Annotated in this window: 20 protein-coding genes; 6 read left to right on the plus strand and 14 right to left on the minus strand. The window is 70.8% G+C overall.

Going from position 1 to position 18,161, the window contains the following annotated elements:
- Positions 1 to 79 precede the first annotated feature (79 nt).
- Positions 80 to 970 carry a 4-hydroxy-tetrahydrodipicolinate synthase gene (dapA, locus tag ACWC97_RS25800; protein ID WP_450651836.1) on the plus strand — a complete coding sequence of 297 codons (891 nt, stop codon included), beginning with the start codon at positions 80 to 82 and terminating at the stop codon, positions 968 to 970.
- Here dapA and dapD read toward each other — a convergent pair.
- Complete coding sequence (gene dapD, locus ACWC97_RS25805; protein WP_352275061.1) at positions 961 to 1,950, minus strand: 2,3,4,5-tetrahydropyridine-2,6-dicarboxylate N-succinyltransferase; 990 nt, start codon at positions 1,948 to 1,950, stop codon at positions 961 to 963. The two genes, dapA and dapD, sit on opposite strands and share 10 nt — an antisense overlap.
- Before the next feature lie 175 nt (positions 1,951 to 2,125).
- Here dapD and ACWC97_RS25810 point away from each other — a divergent pair, with 175 nt between their 5' ends.
- Positions 2,126 to 3,055: a winged helix-turn-helix transcriptional regulator gene (locus tag ACWC97_RS25810; RefSeq protein WP_450651838.1), complete on the plus strand. Its 930-nt coding sequence runs from the start codon at positions 2,126 to 2,128 to the stop codon at positions 3,053 to 3,055.
- Here the strand turns inward: ACWC97_RS25810 and ACWC97_RS25815 are convergent.
- Both ACWC97_RS25815 and ACWC97_RS25820 read right to left on the minus strand, forming a co-directional pair.
- Positions 3,045 to 3,581, minus strand: a complete 537-nt coding sequence (locus ACWC97_RS25815) for a TetR/AcrR family transcriptional regulator (protein WP_392281619.1) — start codon at positions 3,579 to 3,581, stop codon at positions 3,045 to 3,047. The genes ACWC97_RS25810 and ACWC97_RS25815 overlap by 11 nt on opposite strands.
- Positions 3,581 to 3,901 carry a DMT family transporter gene (locus ACWC97_RS25820; RefSeq protein ID WP_352275058.1) on the minus strand — a complete coding sequence of 107 codons (321 nt, stop codon included), beginning with the start codon at positions 3,899 to 3,901 and terminating at the stop codon, positions 3,581 to 3,583. Before ACWC97_RS25820 ends, ACWC97_RS25815 begins: the two co-directional genes overlap by 1 nt.
- 212 nt (positions 3,902 to 4,113) lie before the next feature.
- Between ACWC97_RS25820 and ACWC97_RS25825 the strand changes: the two genes are divergently transcribed.
- Positions 4,114 to 5,145 (plus strand): hypothetical protein, encoded by a 1,032-nt coding sequence (locus ACWC97_RS25825; RefSeq protein WP_450651841.1) that lies wholly within the window; start codon positions 4,114 to 4,116, stop codon positions 5,143 to 5,145.
- Between the two features lie 119 nt (positions 5,146 to 5,264).
- On the opposite strand, the gene ACWC97_RS25830 is transcribed toward ACWC97_RS25825, so the two are convergent.
- The 9 genes from ACWC97_RS25830 to ACWC97_RS25870 form a co-directional block, all read right to left on the minus strand.
- Positions 5,265 to 6,659 (minus strand): hypothetical protein, encoded by a 1,395-nt coding sequence (locus ACWC97_RS25830; RefSeq protein WP_352275056.1) that lies wholly within the window; start codon positions 6,657 to 6,659, stop codon positions 5,265 to 5,267.
- 150 nt (positions 6,660 to 6,809) lie between these two features.
- On the minus strand, positions 6,810 to 7,163 hold the full coding sequence (locus ACWC97_RS25835) for a metal-sulfur cluster assembly factor (RefSeq protein ID WP_352275055.1): 354 nt from the start codon (positions 7,161 to 7,163) through the stop codon (positions 6,810 to 6,812).
- The gene (sufU, locus tag ACWC97_RS25840; RefSeq protein WP_072483050.1) at positions 7,160 to 7,615 is read right to left on the minus strand and encodes a Fe-S cluster assembly sulfur transfer protein SufU; all 456 of its coding nucleotides are present in this window, start codon (positions 7,613 to 7,615) and stop codon (positions 7,160 to 7,162) included. The genes ACWC97_RS25835 and sufU overlap by 4 nt, the downstream gene beginning before the upstream one ends.
- 25 nt (positions 7,616 to 7,640) lie before the next feature.
- The gene (locus tag ACWC97_RS25845) at positions 7,641 to 8,897 is read right to left on the minus strand and encodes a cysteine desulfurase (protein ID WP_352275053.1); all 1,257 of its coding nucleotides are present in this window, start codon (positions 8,895 to 8,897) and stop codon (positions 7,641 to 7,643) included.
- Positions 8,894 to 9,658, minus strand: a complete 765-nt coding sequence (gene sufC, locus ACWC97_RS25850) for a Fe-S cluster assembly ATPase SufC (RefSeq protein ID WP_352275052.1) — start codon at positions 9,656 to 9,658, stop codon at positions 8,894 to 8,896. The genes ACWC97_RS25845 and sufC overlap by 4 nt, the downstream gene beginning before the upstream one ends.
- Positions 9,659 to 9,665: 7 nt before the next feature.
- Complete coding sequence (locus ACWC97_RS25855) at positions 9,666 to 9,983, minus strand: bifunctional 3-phenylpropionate/cinnamic acid dioxygenase ferredoxin subunit (protein ID WP_352275051.1); 318 nt, start codon at positions 9,981 to 9,983, stop codon at positions 9,666 to 9,668.
- The gene (sufD, locus tag ACWC97_RS25860; protein ID WP_352275050.1) at positions 9,983 to 11,164 is read right to left on the minus strand and encodes a Fe-S cluster assembly protein SufD; all 1,182 of its coding nucleotides are present in this window, start codon (positions 11,162 to 11,164) and stop codon (positions 9,983 to 9,985) included. Before sufD ends, ACWC97_RS25855 begins: the two co-directional genes overlap by 1 nt.
- Before the next feature lie 73 nt (positions 11,165 to 11,237).
- Entirely contained in the window at positions 11,238 to 12,659 is a 1,422-nt protein-coding gene (gene sufB / locus ACWC97_RS25865; protein WP_352275049.1) for a Fe-S cluster assembly protein SufB, read from the minus strand.
- Positions 12,656 to 13,396 (minus strand): helix-turn-helix transcriptional regulator, encoded by a 741-nt coding sequence (locus ACWC97_RS25870; protein WP_352275048.1) that lies wholly within the window; start codon positions 13,394 to 13,396, stop codon positions 12,656 to 12,658. Before ACWC97_RS25870 ends, sufB begins: the two co-directional genes overlap by 4 nt.
- A 174-nt stretch (positions 13,397 to 13,570) precedes the next feature.
- On the opposite strand from ACWC97_RS25870, the gene ACWC97_RS25875 reads away from it, so the two are divergent.
- From ACWC97_RS25875 to ACWC97_RS25885, 3 genes are all read left to right on the plus strand, one after another.
- Entirely contained in the window at positions 13,571 to 14,497 is a 927-nt protein-coding gene (locus ACWC97_RS25875) for an ABC transporter ATP-binding protein (protein ID WP_352275047.1), read from the plus strand.
- The gene (locus ACWC97_RS25880; RefSeq protein ID WP_352275046.1) at positions 14,494 to 15,261 is read left to right on the plus strand and encodes an ABC transporter permease; all 768 of its coding nucleotides are present in this window, start codon (positions 14,494 to 14,496) and stop codon (positions 15,259 to 15,261) included. Before ACWC97_RS25875 ends, ACWC97_RS25880 begins: the two co-directional genes overlap by 4 nt.
- A 76-nt stretch (positions 15,262 to 15,337) precedes the next feature.
- Positions 15,338 to 16,351 (plus strand): COX15/CtaA family protein, encoded by a 1,014-nt coding sequence (locus tag ACWC97_RS25885; protein WP_450651846.1) that lies wholly within the window; start codon positions 15,338 to 15,340, stop codon positions 16,349 to 16,351.
- Between the two features lie 87 nt (positions 16,352 to 16,438).
- Here the strand turns inward: ACWC97_RS25885 and ACWC97_RS25890 are convergent, their stop codons facing one another.
- On the minus strand, positions 16,439 to 16,795 hold the full coding sequence (locus ACWC97_RS25890; protein ID WP_352275044.1) for a hypothetical protein: 357 nt from the start codon (positions 16,793 to 16,795) through the stop codon (positions 16,439 to 16,441).
- Positions 16,796 to 16,891: 96 nt separating this feature from the next.
- Entirely contained in the window at positions 16,892 to 17,845 is a 954-nt protein-coding gene (locus ACWC97_RS25895; protein WP_352275043.1) for a heme o synthase, read from the minus strand.
- Positions 17,846 to 18,161 lie beyond the last annotated feature (316 nt).

An 18,161-nucleotide genomic window follows, 5' to 3' on the forward strand; every position in this document is an offset into this window, starting at 1 on the left:
CATCGTTCAGCGTTGCTTGCCGGTCATCCGGAGCAGATCTAAGTGGACCTTCACGGTCCACTCGGCCGAGACTTCGGGGATGACCTTCCCCGCCACCCCTTTCGGCCGGGCGCTCTGCGCCATGATCACGCCCTTCACCGACGCCGGTGGGCTGGACCCGGACGCCGCCGCCCGGCACGCCGCCCGGCTGGTCGCGGACGGCTGCGACGGCCTGGTGCTGAACGGCACCACCGGCGAGTCCCCGACCACGACCGACGCCGAGAAGACCGCCCTGCTGCGGGCGGTCCGGGAAGCGGTCGGCGACCGGGTGCCGCTCGTCGCCGGGGTCGGCAGCGCGGACACCCGGCACACCGTGGAGCTGGCCCGGCAGGCCGAACGGGCGGGCGCGGACGGCCTGCTGGTGGTGACGCCCTACTACAGTCGGCCGCCGCAGGCCGCCGTCGAGGCGCACTTCCGCCGCGTCGCCGACGCGACCGGCCTCCCGCTGATGCTGTACGACATCCCCGGCCGCACCGGGACCCGCATCGAGCCGGAGACCCTGCTGCGGCTGGCCGGACACCCCCGCGTCGTGGCCGTGAAGGACTGCGCGTACGACCTGCTGGGCTCCACGAAGGTGATCGGCGCGACCTCGCTGGCGTACTACTCGGGCTGCGAGGAGCTGAACCTTCCGCTGTACGCGGTGGGCGCGGCCGGCTTCGTCAGCACGGTCGCCAACGTGGTGCCCGGTCCGCTGCGGGCGGTCCTGGACGCCTTCGACGCCGGGGACACCGTCGGGGCCGCCCGGCTCAATCTGCTGACCGCCCCGCTGGGCGAGGCCATGATGGCCTCGGGGCTGCCCGGGGCGGTCACCGCGAAGGCGCTGCTCGACGCCGGACCGGTCCGGGAACCGTTGCAGCCCGCCGGGCGCGGGGCGGCCGACGGGCTGCGGGAGGTGTACGCGGAACTGCTCAGCGCGCTCGATCAGTTGTGACTGTGCAGGACGTCGTTGAGACCGTCCCAGACCGCGTTGTTCGGGCGGGCCTCGACCGCGCCGGAGACCGAGTTGCGGCGGAAGAGGATGTTCGAGGCGCCGGAGAGCTCCCGGGCCTTGACGATCTGCCCGTCGGGCAACGTGATCCGGGTGCCGGCGGTGACGTAGAGCCCGGCCTCGACGACGCACTCGTCGCCGAGCGCGATCCCGACCCCGGCCTCGGCGCCGATCAGGCAGCGCTCGCCGATGACGATGCGCTCCTTGCCGCCGCCGGAGAGGGTGCCCATGGTGGAGGCGCCGCCGCCGATGTCGGAGCCGTCGCCGACGACGACGCCCGCGGAGATGCGGCCCTCGACCATCGAGGTGCCGAGGGTGCCCGCGTTGAAGTTGACGAAGCCCTCGTGCATGACGGTCGTACCGGCGGCGAGGTGGGCGCCGAGCCGGACGCGGTCGGCGTCGGCGATGCGGACGCCCTTCGGGGCCACGTAGTCCGTCATCCGGGGGAACTTGTCGACCGAGGTGACCTGGAGGTGCAGCCCCTCGGCGCGGGCGTTCAGCCGGACCTTCTCCAGGTCGTCCACGGCGACCGGGCCCAGCGAGGTCCAGGCGACGTTGGCGAGGAGGCCGAAGAGGCCGTCCAGGTTCTGGCCGTGCGGGCGGACGAGGCGGTGCGAGAGCAGGTGCAGGCGCAGGTACGCGTCGTGCGCGTCCAGCGGCTTGTCGTCGAGCGAGGCGATGACCGTACGGACGGCGACGACCTCGACCCCGCGGCGGGCGTCCACACCGACGGCCTTGGCGGCGCCCTGGCCCAGCAGGGTGACGGCCTCGGCCGGGGAGAGCCGTTCGGTTCCGGCCGGGCCGGGTTCGGCGATGAGCTCGGGGGCGGGGAACCAGGTGTCGAGAACGGTGCCGTCGCCGGCGATGGTGGCGAGGCCGGCGGCGACGGCGCCGGTGGTGCGAGCAGGAGTCGTGTCGGTCATGACACGAAACCTAACCGGCCGGACGCCGCGGGAGCCAACCGGTCTCGCCCGATGGTCGTGGCGCCGCCCGCACCGGGCGCCACCTCGGAGAGTTCCTTCAGGGAACCCACTATGGCATCATGCGGTCCGGTGGAAGGCGGACGTCGCCGGACGCGGCGGACCCACGGAGGAACCCATGCCCCAGCGCACCAGCCTGGCCGACGCCGACTGCGCGATCGCCCAGGCGCTCGACGTGGTGGGCGACTGGTGGACCCTGCTGATCGTGCGGGACACGGCGCGCGGGGTGCACCGCTTCGACGCGCTCCAGGAGGAGCTGGGCGTGTCCCGCAAGGTGCTGACCGAGCGGCTGCGGCTGCTGGTGGACGCGGGGGTGCTCGCCCGGGAGCCGTACCAGGACCGCCCGCCCCGGTACGAGTACCGGCTCACCCCGCGGGGCCGCGCCCTGCTGCCCGTACTGATCGCCCTCCAGGACTGGGGCGACACCTGGCTGCTCGGGGAAGGGGAGACGATGGCGACCGCCGAGGAGAGCTCGAAGGAGGCGGCCCGGGTGCACGCCCTGGTGGGTACGCGCCTGCCGGAGCTGCGCCTGCCGGACCACGAGGGCGCCCCGCGCGACCCGGTCGCCGGCACCGCGAGCACCGTCCTGTACTTCTTCCCCGGCGCCTACGCGCGCAAGGACGCCTATCCGCCGGGCTGGGCCGCCATCCCCGGAGCGCGGGGCTGCACCCTCGAATCCTGCACGTACCGCGACCAGTTGGCCGAGTTCACCGCGGCGGGTGCGACGGTGCACGGCGTCTCCACCCAACGCCCGGACGAGCAGCGGGACTTCAGCCGGGCGGAGGGGCTGCGGTTCCCGCTGCTGTCCGACGCGGGGCTGGAGCTGACGGCGGCCCTGCGGCTGCCGACCTTCCGCGCCGGGGGCGTCAGCAGGCTGAAGCGGCTGACCCTGGTGGTGGACCGCGACCGGACGGTGCGCGAGGCGCTGTACCCGGTGACGGACATCGAGGAGAGCGTACGGGCGGCGCTCGCGGCGGCCCGGTCCATCGGGCCGTCCGGGGACCGAGCGCCCACAGGGGCCGTCCGGGGCGGGCACCTCAGCCGGTGATCCGCCCCAGCATCTCGCGCGCGTACGCCTCGTCGTACGTGCCGCCGGTGAGCAGTACCTGGAGGCAGATCCCGTCCATGAGCGCGACCAGCGCGCGGGCCGTGGCCGGGTCGGTCCGCCGGGCGAGCAGCGCGGCGGCGCCGTCGGCCCACTCGGCGGCGACCGGCCGCAGCGCGGGTCTGCGCAGCGCGGCGAGGTACAGCTCGTACTCCAGTTCGGCCCTGCCGTGCCCGCCGGAGAGGTACCGCCCCAGCAGCCGGGCCAGCTCACCGGCCAGGTCGGACTCCGGGTCGGCCAGGGCCCCGCTGTCCCGCATGACCCCGGCGAAGTTCTCGTTCGACCGGCGCAGCGCGGCCGTCAGCAGCTCGTCCAGCGAGGCGAAGTGATACGTCGTCGAGCCGAGCGGCACATCGGCCTCGGCGGCGACGGAGCGGTGGCTCAGCTCCGCGATGCCCCGGGCGCCGACCACCCGGATCGCGGCGTCGATGATGCGGTCGCGCCGGCCGGGGTCGTAGCGACGGGCCATCAGTGGGCCCCGCCCAGGTTCAGCACCACCACTCCGGCGATGATCAGCACGATTCCGGCCAGCTTGACCGCGTTGCCGGACTCGCCCATGAAGAGGATGCCGATGGCGGCGATGGCCGCGGTGCCGACCCCGGCCCAGATCGCGTAGGCGGTGCCCATCGAGAGCGTCTTCAGCGTCCGAGCGAGCAGCCCGAAGGCCAGGAGGTAGCCCGCGACGGTGATCAGCGAGGGCCAGAGCCGGGTGAACCCCTCGCTGTACTTCATGGCCGTCGTGCCGGCCACCTCCGCCGCTATGGCCGCGGCCAGCAGTCCGTAACCCATGTGTACGAGTGTACGCATCGCTGTCGCACGGAGAAGGCGGGAGCTTACGGGCGGCCGAAACGTTACGGTGTCCCGACCGACAGCACACCAGTACGACGAGAGACGACGGAGCGACAGTGGCGCAGGACGCAGGGTGGGGCGGAGCACCGTACGGAGGACCCCAGGGGCCCCCGGGGTGGGGAGGCTGGGCGCCGCCACCGCCGAAACCAGGGGTGATACCGCTGGTCCCGCTCAGACTCGGTGACATACTCGGCGGCGCCTTCAGCACGCTGGGGCGCTACTGGAAGCAGTTGTTCGGCATGGGCGCGGCCGTCTACGGCGGGGGGCTGGTGGTCATGGCCGTCGCGGTCGTGACCGCGTACTCCGCGGTCGGCGACCATCTGCGCACCCTTCTCGCGCTCGACTCCGAGGCGGACCCGAGCTCCTCGGACCTGACTCCGGTCCTGATCGGTTTCGGCGTCGTCTTCCTGGTCGCGGCGGTCGTCGGCGTGCTCTCGACGGCCTTGATGTACGCGGCCGTTCCCGCGGTGCTCCAGGAAGCGGTGCTGGGCCGGCCGACCACCTTCTCCGCCGTCTGGCGCCGGGCCTGGTCCCGCGTCCGGGCGGTGATCGCGGCGGTGTTCCTCACCTATCTGATCGCGATGATCCCGATGGTGCTCGTGATGGTCGCGTTCTTCGCCCTCGTCGTCGGAGCGGTCGCGGTGGCGCACGACACCGGTGCCACTCCGTGGGTCGTGCTCGGTCTCGTGGGCGCCTTCGCCACCGGCCCGCTGGCGATCTGGCTCTTCGTGAAGTTCTCCCTGGCGCCCTCGGTCGCGGTCTTCGAGGGGCAGTCCGCGGTGGCCTCCATGCGCCGCTCGTCCCGGCTGGTGCACGGCGACTGGTGGCGCGTCCTCGGCATCAGCCTGCTGGGCGCCCTGCTGGCCATGGTGACGAGCTACATCATCCAGATGCCGTTCTCGTTCCTGGGCATGTTCTCCGGCGTCATCGGCGGTTCGGCCCTGGGCGAGGACCCCAGCCCCACCGCGATCCTCTTCGCCATGAGCGGCTACCTGGTGGTCATGGTCCTGGGCGGCCTGGTCAGCCAGTTCATCACGGCGGTCTTCCCGCCGCTGGTGACGGGACTGATCTACGTGGACCGGCGCATGCGCACCGAGAACCTGGGCCCGACCCTCGCCGAGGCGGCCGGCGTACCGGCGCAGTACGACACCCCGTACGGGCCCACGTACCACGGTCCGCGGTAGGGACTTCCGCCGGGATCGGGCGGGTCATGGGCGTCGATGACAATGCCCCGCATGCGAACGGCCGTGCCCGCCAGTCTGCCTGGCGGGCACGGCCGTTCGCGTGCGGGGCGTACGGTCCGTCAGCGGCCGACGGTGAACCAGACGGCCCGCGACTTCTTCCACTCGGCCCGGTCGAGGTCCTTGGCCTCCGTGCCGTCCCCGTACAGATCGGCCGAGCCGGAGTCCGTGATCAGCTGCGCCCGTGCTCCAGGCACCGTCAGGTCGGGGACGTCCACGACAGCCTCCCAGCCGCCCGGGTCCGTGGTCGGCAGGTCGATCCGCTTGACCGGGGCGTGGGCCGGGACGCCGTCCCAGGTGTAGAGGGCGTACGGGGCGGAGTTGTCGTCGGCCGCCCAGGAACCCGCCACGATGAGGTACTGGTCGGCGGCGTTCTTGCGGATGTCCCGGATGCTGAGCCCGCCGAGGTCCAGCTCGACCGGCGCGCCCATGACCGCCTTCGCCCCGCTGCCGGCCACCTTGTCGAAGTTGGTGACGGGCACGATCAGGGCCTTGCCGCCCGTCTTCGGCGGCACCAGCGGTGCCCGGAAGCCGAGGTACGCGGTGGTCGTTGAGCCCGGGGCGAACTCCAGGCCCTCGAGGTTGAACCCGTCGATCTGCTTGGGCGCCTGGCCGTCCTCCGTACCCGCGGCGAAGCCGAGCCGGTTGCCGTTCGCCCTGTCCCAGGCGACCAGGTCGTCACGGAGCTTCTTGTACGAGCCGCCGACCTTCAACTGGGTGCCGGCACCCGAACCGGTCACCTTCGTGGTGAAGACGGTATTGCGGGGCGCCTTGTAGACGCCGTCCTTGTTGTTGCCGAGCGAGCCGGTCCAGTAGATCGTGTCGCCGACCCGGGTGGCCGCCTCGATGTCGACCTCCTTCGACAGCCCGAGCTGCGCGCCGACGTCCCAGCTGCGCACCGGGCCGCCGGAGGCGGAACGGTCGTACAGGCGCAGCGTGTTGGACTCGTCGTCGCCGACGACGATGTACCCGCCGCCGACGTCGACGGCGGCCGAGGAGTCGGCGGAGCCGGTGAGATAGCGGGTGTCGGCGGCGTTTCGCACGGCGGCGGACGCGGCGTAGTGGAGGGTCTCGGTGGCGGTCTTGCCGCCGAGTCCGGTGACCTTGATGGTGAGGTCGGTGTAGCCGCGGCCGCGTGCGGCGACCGCGAGGGTCCGGGTCGCGCCGGTGCCCGTCACGGTCACGTCGCCCGCCTGCGCGACGGACGGCCTGGAGCTGGCGGACACCGCGACGCCGAGCTCGCTCGCGTCGGCCCCGCTCTGGGCGACGGTGACGGTGACCACCGGGTCACCGCTCGCGCCGACGGCACCGGAGAGGTGGGAGACCGGGAGCCCGATCGTCGGGGTCCCGTAACTCGCGGCCTGCGCGGGGGCGTCGACCCCCAGGGCGGCCAGCAGGAGAACTCCGCCCGCGGCGGTGGCCGCTCCGCGGCCGGGGAGCGAAATACGATGCAGCACGGCATGCCTCTCGTCGGCGTGGTGACGCGGTTACGTTCCGCTGACCATGCCAACGACGGGCGCACCCCAGGGGTACGGCGGGCGACACCGAAACGAAGAACGGCCCCCGGATCGGGGGCCGTTCCACCGCGGCGTGCGGACGCGCACCGGTCAGACGTTGAAGCCGAGCGCGCGCAGCTGCTCGCGGCCGTCGTCCGTGATCTTGTCCGGACCCCACGGCGGCATCCAGACCCAGTTGATCCGCAGCTCGTTGACGATGCCGTCGGTGGCCGACTTCGCCTGGTCCTCGATGACGTCGGTCAGCGGGCAGGCCGCGGACGTCAGCGTCATGTCGAGGGTGGCGATGTTGGCGTCGTCGATGTGGATGCCGTAGATCAGGCCCAGGTTGACGACGTCGATGCCCAGCTCGGGGTCGACGACGTCGTACAGGGCCTCACGGACCTCCTCCTCGGAGGCCGGCTTGATCGTCGGGGTCTCGTCGGTCGTCACCGTGTTGTCGCTCATGCCGTCTTCCCTTCGGACAGCGCTTTGGCCGTCGCGTCCTTCCACGCCATCCAGCTCAGCAGCGCGCATTTCACCCGGGCCGGGTACTTGGAGACACCGGCGAACGCGACCGCGTCCTCCAGCACCTCCTCCATCGCGTCGTCCGGCTCCAGCTGGCCCTTCGACTGCATCAGCTCCAGGAAGGTCTCCTGGATCTTCTGCGCCTGGCCCAGCTCCTTGCCGACCAGCAGGTCGTTGAGGACGGAGGCGCTGGCCTGGCTGATGGAGCAGCCCTGACCCTCGTACGACACGTCGGCGATGGTCTCGCCGTCGTACTTCACCCGGAGCGTGATCTCGTCGCCGCACGTCGGATTGACGTGGTGCACCTCGGCGTCGCCGTCCCGCAGGCCGCGCCCGTGGGGGTGCTTGTAGTGGTCCAGGATCACTTCCTGGTACATGGAGTCAAGCTTCACCAGTCAACCCTCAGCCGCTCGTCCATCATGCGAAAAAGTTCCGTACGTGCTCCAGACCGTCCACCAGGGCGTCGACCTCGGCGGGCGTGGAGTACAGATAGAACGACGCTCGCGTCGTCGCAGGAATTCCGTACCGGAGGCAGACCGGCCGCGCGCAGTGGTGTCCGACCCGGACGGCGATGCCCTGCTCGTCGAGGACCTGGCCGACATCGTGCGGGTGGATGTCACCGAGCGTGAAGGAGATCGTGGCGCCCCGGTCCTCGGCCGTCGCCGGGCCGATGATCCTGAGATCCGGGACCTCCAGCAGCCGCTTCACCGCGTACTCGGTGATCGCGTGCTCGTGCCGGGCGATCCTGTCCATGCCGATCGCCGAGAGGTAGTCCACGGCCGCGCCGAGGCCGACGGCCTGGGCGATCGGGGGCGTACCGGCCTCGAACTTGTGCGGCGCGGGGGCGTACGTCGACGAGTGCATCGACACGGTCTCGATCATCTCGCCGCCGCCGAGGAACGGCGGCAGGTCCTCCAGGAGCTCCTGCCGGCCCCAGAGCACGCCGATGCCGGTCGGGCCGACCATCTTGTGGCCGGTGAAGGCCACGAAGTCGGCCTGGAGCGCCTGCACGTCGAGCACCATGTGCGGCGCGGCCTGCGAGGCGTCGATGCAGACCAGGGCGCCGACCTGCTGGGCCCGGCGGACGATCTGCTCGACCGGGTTGATCGTGCCCATGATGTTGGAGACCAGCGTGAAGGAGACGATCTTCGTCTTCTCCGTGATGATCTCCTCGATGTTGGACAGGTCGAGGCGGCCGTCGTCGGTGATGCCGAACCACTTCAGCTTCGCGCCGGTGCGCTGCGAGAGCAGCTGCCACGGCACGATGTTGGAGTGGTGCTCCATCTCGGTGGTGACGATCTCGGTGTCGTGGTCCACCCGGTAGGGCTCGTCGGCCCAGCCGAGCATGTTGGCCACGAGGTTGAGCGACTCGGAGGCGTTCTTGGTGAAGATCACCTCGTCGCGGCTGGGCGCGTTGATGAACGCCGCGACCTTGTCACGGGCGCCCTCGTAGAGCGCCGTGGCCTCCTCGGCGATGGTGTACACACCGCGGTGCACGTTGGCGTTGTGCCGCTCGTAGTACTGGTTGAGGGCGTCGAGCACCTGGCGCGGCTTCTGCGAGGTCGCCGCGCTGTCCAGGTAGACGACCTTCTTCCCGTCGTGGACCGTCCGATCCAGCAGGGGGAAGTCCTTGCGGATCGCCTCGGTGTCGAGGAGGCCCGGCAGCTGTGTCACGCGGACGCGCCACCCTTCACGTATGCCTCGTAGCCCTCGTTCTCCAGCTTGTCGGCGAGCTCGGCGCCGCCGGACTCGGCGATGCGGCCGTTGGCGAAGACGTGCACGAAGTCGGGCTTGATGTAACGGAGGATCCGCGTGTAGTGCGTGATCAGCAGGGTGCCGACCTCGCCGGTCTCGCGGACCCGGTTGACTCCTTCGGAGACGATGCGCAGGGCGTCGACGTCCAGGCCGGAGTCGGTCTCGTCGAGGACCGCGATCTTCGGCTTGAGGAGCTCCAGCTGAAGGATCTCGTGGCGCTTCTTCTCACCGCCGGAGAAGCCCTCGTTGACGTTGCGCTCGGCGAACGCCGGGTCCATCTGGAGCCGGCCCATCGTCTCCTTGACCTCCTTGACCCAGGTGCGCAGCTTGGGCGCCTCGCCGCGAACGGCGGTGGCGGAGGTGCGGAGGAAGTTGGAGACCGAGACACCGGGGATCTCGACCGGGTACTGCATCGCGAGGAACACGCCGGCGCGGGCGCGCTCGTCGACGCTCATCTCCAGGACGTCCTCGCCGTCCAGGGTCACCGAACCGCTGGTGACCGTGTACTTGGGGTGTCCCGCGAGGGAGTACGCGAGGGTCGACTTGCCGGACCCGTTGGGGCCCATGATGGCGTGGGTCTCGCCCTGCTTCACGGTCAGGTCGACGCCCTTGAGGATCTCCTTCGTGGCGTTGTCGGCCTCGACGGAGACGTGCAGGTCGCGGATTTCAAGCGTTGCCATGGGTGACTCAGGGCTCCTGGGTGACGGAGACGAGCACATCGTCCCCTTCGATCTTGACGGGGTATACGGGGACGGGGCGCGTCGCGGGAAGGCCGGACGGCTTGCCGGTGCGGAGGTCGAAGCTGGAGCCGTGCAGCCAGCACTCGATCATGCAGTCCTCGACCTCTCCCTCCGACAGGGAGACGTTCGCGTGCGAGCAGATGTCGTTGATCGCGTACACCTCGCCCCCGGTACGGACGAGGGACACCGGGACGCCGTCGAGCTCCACCCGCTTCGGGGTGTCGTCCTCCAGCTCGCTCAGCGCGCAGACTTTGACGAAGGCCATCAGACGGACGCCCTCAGCTCGGCCTCGATCTTGTCGAGCAGCCGCGCCTCGACGTCCGGCAGGCCGATCTGCTGGACGAGCTCGGCGAAGAAGCCGCGCACCACGAGTCGGCGGGCCTCGTCGGCGGGGATGCCGCGGGCCATCAGGTAGAACAGCTGCTCGTCGTCGAAGCGGCCGGTCGCCGAGGCGTGGCCGGCGCCGGCGATCTCGCCGGTCTCGATCTCCAGGTTCGGCACGGAGTCGACCCGGGCGCCGTCGGTGAGGACGAGGTTGCGGTTCATCTCGTAGGTGTCGGTGCCCTCGGCCGCGGCCCGGATGAGGACGTCACCGATCCACACGGCGTGCGCGTCGTCGCCCTGGAGCGCGCCCTTGTAGGCGGCGTTGGACGAGCAGTGCGGGGTGTTGTGGTCGACCAGGAGGCGGTGCTCCTGGTGCTGGCCCTTGTCGGTGAAGTACAGGCCGAAGAGCTCGGCGCTGCCTCCGGTGCCGGCGTAGGCGACCCGGGGGTGGAGACGGACCAGGTCGCCGCCGAAGGTGACGACGATCGACTTGAACGAGGCGTCCCGGCCGACCAGCGCGTTGTGCTGGCCGACGTGGACCGCGTTCTCGTCCCAGTCCTGGACGGAGACCACGGTGAGCTTGGCGCCGTCGCCGAGGACGTAGTCGACGTTGGCGGCGAGCACCGCGTCGCCCGTGTGGTCGATGACCACGACGGCCTCGGCGAAGGCGCCGAGCTCGACGACCTGGTGGCCGAAGGCGGTGCCGCCCTCTCCGTGCACCGCGATCCGGATCGGCTCGGTGAGCACGGCCTCCTTGGGGACCGTGACGACGGACGCCCGGTCGAAGGAGGAGTACGCCTGGGCGGCGACCCGGTCGACCGGCGTGCCGGCCTTCCCGAGCCGGGCGTCGTCGCGGCCGACGGTCTCGACGGTGACGCCCTCGGGGGCCTCGATCGCCACCTTCACGGCGCCGTCGGTCGCGGTGGCCGTGCCGTCGTGCAGTCCGCGCAGCCGGTCCAGCGGCGTGAACCGCCACTCCTCCTCGCGGCCGTGCGGGACCGGGAAGTCCGCCACGTCGAAGGAGGGCGGCGCGCTCATGCGCGTGGCTACGGTGGATTCTGCGGCCACCGCGATGGAACCGGCGGTGGTGGAACCCGTCGGAAGATTCTGAGCCTCAGCCATGGCTGTCGTCGTGCTCGCTTTCTCTGTCAAAAGTAGGGGGTTCGTGTGCGGGGCGGGGCCTGCTGGGCAGGTCCTAGCCGACCGAACCCTCCATCTGCAGCTCGATCAGCCGGTTGAGTTCGAGGGCGTACTCCATCGGCAGCTCCTTGGCGATCGGCTCGACGAAGCCGCGCACGATCATCGCCATCGCCTCGAACTCCGTCAGACCGCGGCTCATCAGGTAGAAGAGCTGGTCCTCGGAGACCTTGGAGACGGTCGCCTCGTGGCCCATGGAGACGTCGTCCTCGCGGACGTCGACGTACGGGTAGGTGTCGGAGCGCGAGATCGTGTCGACCAGCAGCGCGTCGCAGAGCACGTTGGACTTGGCGCCCGGGGCGCCCTCGCCGATCTCGATCAGACCGCGGTAGGAGGTGCGGCCGCCGCCCCGCGCCACCGACTTGGAGACGATGTTGGAGGAGGTGTTGGGCGCCATGTGGACCATCTTGGCGCCGGCGTCCTGGTGCTGGCCCTCGCCCGCGAAGGCGATCGACAGGGTCTCGCCCTTGGCGTGCTCGCCCATCAGGTAGACGGCCGGGTACTTCATGGTGACCTTGGAGCCGATGTTGCCGTCGACCCACTCCATGGTCGCGCCCTCGTAGGCCACGGCACGCTTGGTGACCAGGTTGTAGACGTTGTTCGACCAGTTCTGGATCGTCGTGTAGCGGCAGCGGCCGCCCTTCTTCACGATGATCTCGACGACCGCGGAGTGCAGCGAGTCGGAGGAGTAGATCGGGGCGGTGCAGCCCTCGACGTAGTGGACGTAGGCGTCCTCGTCGACGATGATCAGCGTCCGCTCGAACTGGCCCATGTTCTCCGTGTTGATACGGAAGTACGCCTGGAGCGGGATGTCGACGTGGACACCCTTGGGCACGTAGATGAACGAGCCGCCGGACCACACGGCCGTGTTCAGCGAGGCGAACTTGTTGTCGCCGACCGGGATGACGGTGCCGAAGTGCTCCTTGAAGAGCTCCGGGTGCTCCTTCAGCGCCGTGTCGGTGTCGAGGAAGATGACGCCCTGCTCCTCCAGGTCCTCACGGATCTGGTGGTAGACGACCTCCGACTCGTACTGCGCGGCGACACCGGCGACCAGGCGCTGCTTCTCCGCCTCCGGGATGCCGAGCTTGTCGTAGGTGTTCTTGATGTCCTCGGGCAGGTCCTCCCAGGACTCCGCCTGCTTCTCCGTGGAACGCACGAAGTACTTGATGTTGTCGAAGTCGATGCCCGAGAGGTCGGAGCCCCAGTTCGGCATGGGCTTCTTGTCGAAGAGCTTCAGGCCCTTGAGACGCAGCTTCAGCATCCACTCGGGCTCGTTCTTCTTCGCCGAGATGTCGCGGACGACCTCCTCGGAGAGCCCGCGCTTGGCGGCGGCGCCTGCCGCGTCGGAGTCGGCCCAGCCGAATTCGTACGTACCCAGGCCCTCGAGTTCGGGGTGGGCAGTCTCCGTGGGGAGCGTCATGCGGGGTTCCTCCCGGCCTTGCTTGCGGATGCTGATGGGGTGGTCTGTGGTGCGGGGTGGCCGCTGCGCGGGATGTACGTCGTACACACGCCGTCGCCGTGGGCGATGGTGGCCAGACGCTGCACATGCGTCCCGAGAAGGCTGGAGAAGAACTCCGTCTCCGCCTCGCACAACTGGGGGTACTGCTCGGCGACGTGGGCGACCGGGCAGTGGTGCTGGCACAGCTGCTCGCCCTGTTGCGGACCGGGCGCGCTACGCGCCGTAGCAGCGTACCCGTCGGCGGACAGCGCCCTGGCCAGGGCTTCGGTGCGCTCCTCGGGGCTCGCCGCCTCGACCGCCTCACGGTACGCCCCGGCCTGGGCCGCGATCCTCGCGCGGGCGAAGGCGCCGACCGCCTCCTCGCCGGAGGTCTCGGCGATCCAGCGCAGGGCGTCCGCCGCGAGAGCGTCGTAGGACTGGTCGAACGCGTCCCGGCCGCAGTCGGTGAGGGCGAACACCTTGGCCGGGCGGCCCCGGGTCCGCGCCCCGTAGACCCGCTGCTCGCGGGGTTCGACGATGCGGTCGGAGACCAGCGCGTCGAGATGGCGGCGGACCGCGGCCTGGGTGAGACCGAGGCGCTCGGCCAGCTCGGCGACGGTGGACGGGCCGTGGTCCAGGATCGACCGCGCGACCCGGTTGCGCGTGGGGCGCTCACCGGTCGCGGGTTCCTCCCGCGGAGCCTCGCCGACGTATTTCACAACGCCATTGTTGCGTAATTCATCGGCGCCTGACAACCACGGTCCGAAACGATCTATGGTGCCATTCATCACTTAGGGTCACCTAATCAGGGCCCGGAGGCCTTGCGGGGAGAGGGAGACGGGGGCCCGGCTCACCCTCGGGGGCCCGCGGGGCAGCGCTTAGACTTACCGGCCATGAAGAGCGAGTCCGTCGTGGAGCTCCGCGGCCTGGTGAAGCGCTACGGCTCCAAGACCGCGGTGGACGGCCTCGACCTGTGCGTGCGCACCGGCACCGTCACCGCCGTCCTCGGCCCCAACGGCGCCGGCAAGACCACCACCATCGAAACCTGCGAGGGCTACCGGCGCCCCGACGCCGGGACCGTGCGGGTCCTCGGTCTCGACCCGGTCGCCGACGCCGCGCGGCTGCGCCCCCGGATCGGTGTGATGCTCCAGTCGGGTGGCGTCTACTCCGGGGCGCGCGCCGACGAGATGCTCCGCCACACTGCGAAACTGCACGCCCACCCGCTGGACGTCGACGCCCTGATCGAGCGCCTCGGCCTCGGCGGCTGCGGCCGCACCACCTACCGGCGACTCTCCGGCGGCCAGCAGCAGCGGCTCGCCCTGGCGATGGCCGTCGTCGGCCGCCCCGAGCTGGTCTTCCTCGACGAGCCGACCGCCGGGCTCGACCCCCAGGCCCGCCGCTCCACCTGGGAGCTGGTGCGCGAACTGCGCGCCGACGGGGTGTCCACCGTGCTCACCACGCACTTCATGGACGAGGCGGAGGAACTGGCCGACGACGTCGCGATCATCGACGCGGGCCGGGTCATCGCCCAGGGCAGCCCCGAGACGCTCTGCCGCGGCGGCGCCGAGAACACCCTGCGCTTCACCGGCCGCCCCGGCCTCGACCTCGGCTCGCTCCAGAAGGCGCTGCCCGACGGCACCGAGACCGCCGAGCTCGTCCCGGGCACGTACCGCATCAGCGGGGACGTCGGCCCGGAGCTGCTCGCCACCGTCACCTCCTGGTGCGCCCAGCACGGGGTGATGCCCTCGGGCATCTCCGTGGAACGGCACACCCTGGAGGACGTCTTCCTGGAACTGACCGGCAAGGAGCTGCGCGCATGAGCGCCGGTACGTACACCCCGCGGCCGGGCGCCGCTCCGCTCGGCCGCATGATCACGGCGCAGACCGCGCTGGAGACCCGGATGCTGCTGCGCAACGGCGAGCAGCTGCTCCTGACGGTGGTCATCCCGACGCTGCTGCTGGTGCTGTTCAGCGCGGTCGACATCGTGGACACCGGCGCGGGCGAGGCGGTCGACTTCCTGGCCCCCGGCATCCTCGCCCTCGCCGTGATGTCCACGGCCTTCACCGGCCAGGCCATCGCCACCGGGTTCGAGCGCCGGTACGGGGTGCTGAAGCGGCTGGGCGCCTCGCCGCTGCCCCGCTGGGCGCTGATGACGGCGAAGACCCTCGCGGTGCTGGTCACCGAGGTGCTCCAGGTGGTGCTCCTCACCGTGATCGCGTTCGCGCTGGGCTGGTCGCCGCAGGGCAACCCCCTCGCCGTCCTCCTGCTGCTGGTGCTGGGCACGGCGGCCTTCTCCGGGCTGGGGCTGCTGATGGCCGGGACGCTCCGGGCGGAGGCGACGCTCGCCGCGGCCAATCTGGTCTTCCTGCTGCTGCTGGTGGGCGGCGGGGTCATCGTGCCGCTGGACAAGTTCCCGGACGCGGTGCGGTCGGTGCTCGACCTGCTGCCGATCACGGCCCTCTCGGACGGGCTGCGCGAGGTGCTCCAGCACGGGGCGTCGATGCCCTGGGGCGACCTCGGCGTGCTGGCGGTGTGGGCGGTGCTGGGGCTGGGCGCGGCGGCGCGGTTCTTCCGCTGGGAGTGAGGGCCCGACCGCGCCGTGTCGACGGTTTCAGGCAACTCGTCCCCCTCGTGAAAGCTTGCACAAGCCTCCGCCTACGATGGTGCGCGTGCCCAAGCTGACCCGAGCCGAAGTCGCTCAAGCCGTGCGGAATCCCCTCCAGTACATCGCCGAGCGGTGGACGCCGTCCCCCCGTACGGTCCGGCGTGCGGCCATGTCGGCCGTCGTCATGGCCGTGATCATCGTCGTGACCGGAGGCGCGGTGCGGCTGACCGGTTCCGGCCTCGGTTGCCCCACCTGGCCCAAGTGCACCGACGAGAGCCTGACGGCCACGAGCGAGATGGGCTTCCACGGCGTCATCGAGTTCGGCAACCGGATGCTGACCTACGTGCTGTGCGCGGCCGTCGGGTGGGCGATCATCGCCGCCCGTTCGGCCAAGCCCTGGCGCCGCTCCCTGACCCGGCTCGGCTGGCTCCAGTTCTGGGTGGTCATGGGCAACGCGGTGCTCGGCGGCATCGTGGTGCTGGTCGGGCTGAACCCGTACACCGTCGCCGCGCACTTCCTGCTCTCCACGGCGCTGATCACCGTCGCGATGGTGACCTGGCAGCGGGTCGGCGAGGGCGACGAGGCTCCCCGACCGCTGGTCGGCAAGGCGGTCTCCCAGCTGGCCTGGCTGCTCGCGGGCGTCTCGGGGCTGCTGGTCGCGGTCGGTACGGTCGTGACGGGCGCGGGGCGCCACGCGGGCGACTCCAGCGACGTGCACCGCATCCCGATCGACTGGAAGATGATCGCCCAGCTCCACGCCGACCTGGCCTGGGCCGTGGTGGCGCTGACCGTGGCGCTCTGGTTCGTCCTGAAGGCCGTCGACGCGCCCGTCGGGCCCCGGCACCGGGCCCGCGACCTCTTCCTCGTCCTGATGGCGCAGGGCGTGATCGGCTACGTGCAGTACTTCACCGACACGCCGGAGATCCTGGTCGGCCTGCACATGCTGGGCTCGTGCCTGGTGTGGATCGCCGTCGTACGGGTGCTCCTGTCGCTGCGCGAGCGTCCCTCGGCCCCCGTGGCGGTGCCCGGACCGGCGGCCGATCAGCCGGAGCCCGCGGCGGCCGGCTGACCCGTACGGCCCCCTTCACGACGAGAAGAGCCGGACGGTTTCCCCTCTCGGGAACCGTCCGGCTCTTCTCGTCGCGCGGGGCGGGTGTCAGGCGGGGTTGGCGGGGCCGCCGACCTGGATGCCGGCCATCCGCGTCCACTCGTACGGGCCGGTGCGGACCTTCGCCGCGAAGTCCCCGTCGAAGGACTCGTGCATCGTGATCCCGGCCTTGCGGGTGGCGCTCTCGGCGATCGCGTACGAGGGGGCGACCAGATCGCCCCAGCCGCCGTCCTCGCCCACCAGCACGATGCGGGCGCCCATCTGCCCGAGGTAGGCGAGCTGCCCCTCCGCTCCGCCGTGCGCCTCGGCGAAGGCACCGATCTCCTTGGCGAGCTTCGCCGCCCTGCGCTCCGCGCGGGCCGCCTGCTTGCCGCTCTCCACCTGGGTGTCACCCGTCTCAGCCATGGTCAGGATGCTACCGACGGGTAGGGGAACGCGCGATGGGCGGGGTACGTGGGCTGGGCCACGTACCCCGCCCATCGACGGGGACCAGGAGCGGGACTACCTGAGGAAGGGGTCGACCGCCACGGCGACGAAGAGCAGCGAGACATAGGTGATCGACCAGTGGAACAGCCGCATCTCCTTGAGCTTGGCCCCGGTCACCCCGGCCTTGGCGCGGTTCTGCAGGCCGTGCGCCTCCCAGAGCCAGAAGCCGCCGGTGGCCAGCGCCACCGCGGTGTAGAACCAGCCCGTGTAGCCCAGCGGGGTGAGCAGCAGGGAGACGGCCACCATCACCCAGCTGTAGATGACGATCTGGCGGGCCACCACCCTGTTGGAGGCGATCACCGGCAGCATCGGGACGCCGACCCGGGCGTAGTCCTCCTTCACCTTCATGGAGAGCGGCCAGTAGTGCGGCGGCGTCCAGAAGAAGATGACGGCGAAGAGGATCACCGCGGCCCAGGACATCGAGTTGGTCACGGCGGACCAGCCGATGAGGACCGGCATGCAGCCCGCGATCCCGCCCCAGACGATGTTCTGCGCGGTCCGGCGCTTCAGCAGCATCGTGTAGACCACGACGTAGAAGAGGAGCGCGCCGAGCGAGAGCCAGGCGGACAGCCAGTTGACCAGCACGCCGAACCAGACCGTCGAGATCACCGCGAGGGAGATGCCGAAGGCCAGGCACTCGCGCGGGCTGACCATTCCGGTGACCAGCGGACGCTGCGCGGTGCGGTCCATCAGCGCGTCGATGTCGCGGTCGATGTACATGTTCAGCGCGTTGGCGCCGCCCGCCGAGAGGTACCCGCCGACGGTGGTGGCGAGGACGAGCCAGAGGTTCGGCACGCCCTGGGCGGCGAGGAACATCACCGGAACGGTGGTGATCAGCAGCAGCTCGATGATCCGCGGCTTGGTCAGCGCCACGAACGCCTTGACACGGGCCCCGAACGGGCGATGGCCCCCTGGGCTGGGAGTCAAGGCGACCCCTGCGGGTCGGGACTCGACGGCCGTCACGCACACCCCTGACAGAGAAATCCCAGCAAGCTCCGGGCGTGAGGGCCCGGTAAAGACTTGCGCGAACCAGACCACTGTAGACGTTGGGGACACGCCGTTCTTCGCGGGGGTGGCTCGTGTTGGGGCGGCGCCCCCGCGCGGGTGGCGGGACCTGCCCGGACAGCTCGGAAGTGACCCCCCGTGCTCATCCGGGAGGCGAACTCCCCGGGCCGCCCGCACCCTGGAAAGCAGCGGAAAGGGCGCGTTCCGGCGAGGGTAGGCTCGACAACGCCCGGTGCGGTCTCAGTCACCGGTTTACGACAGTGGAGAGGAGCCCTGACTC

This window comes from Streptomyces sp. NPDC001108 (assembly GCF_053598535.1).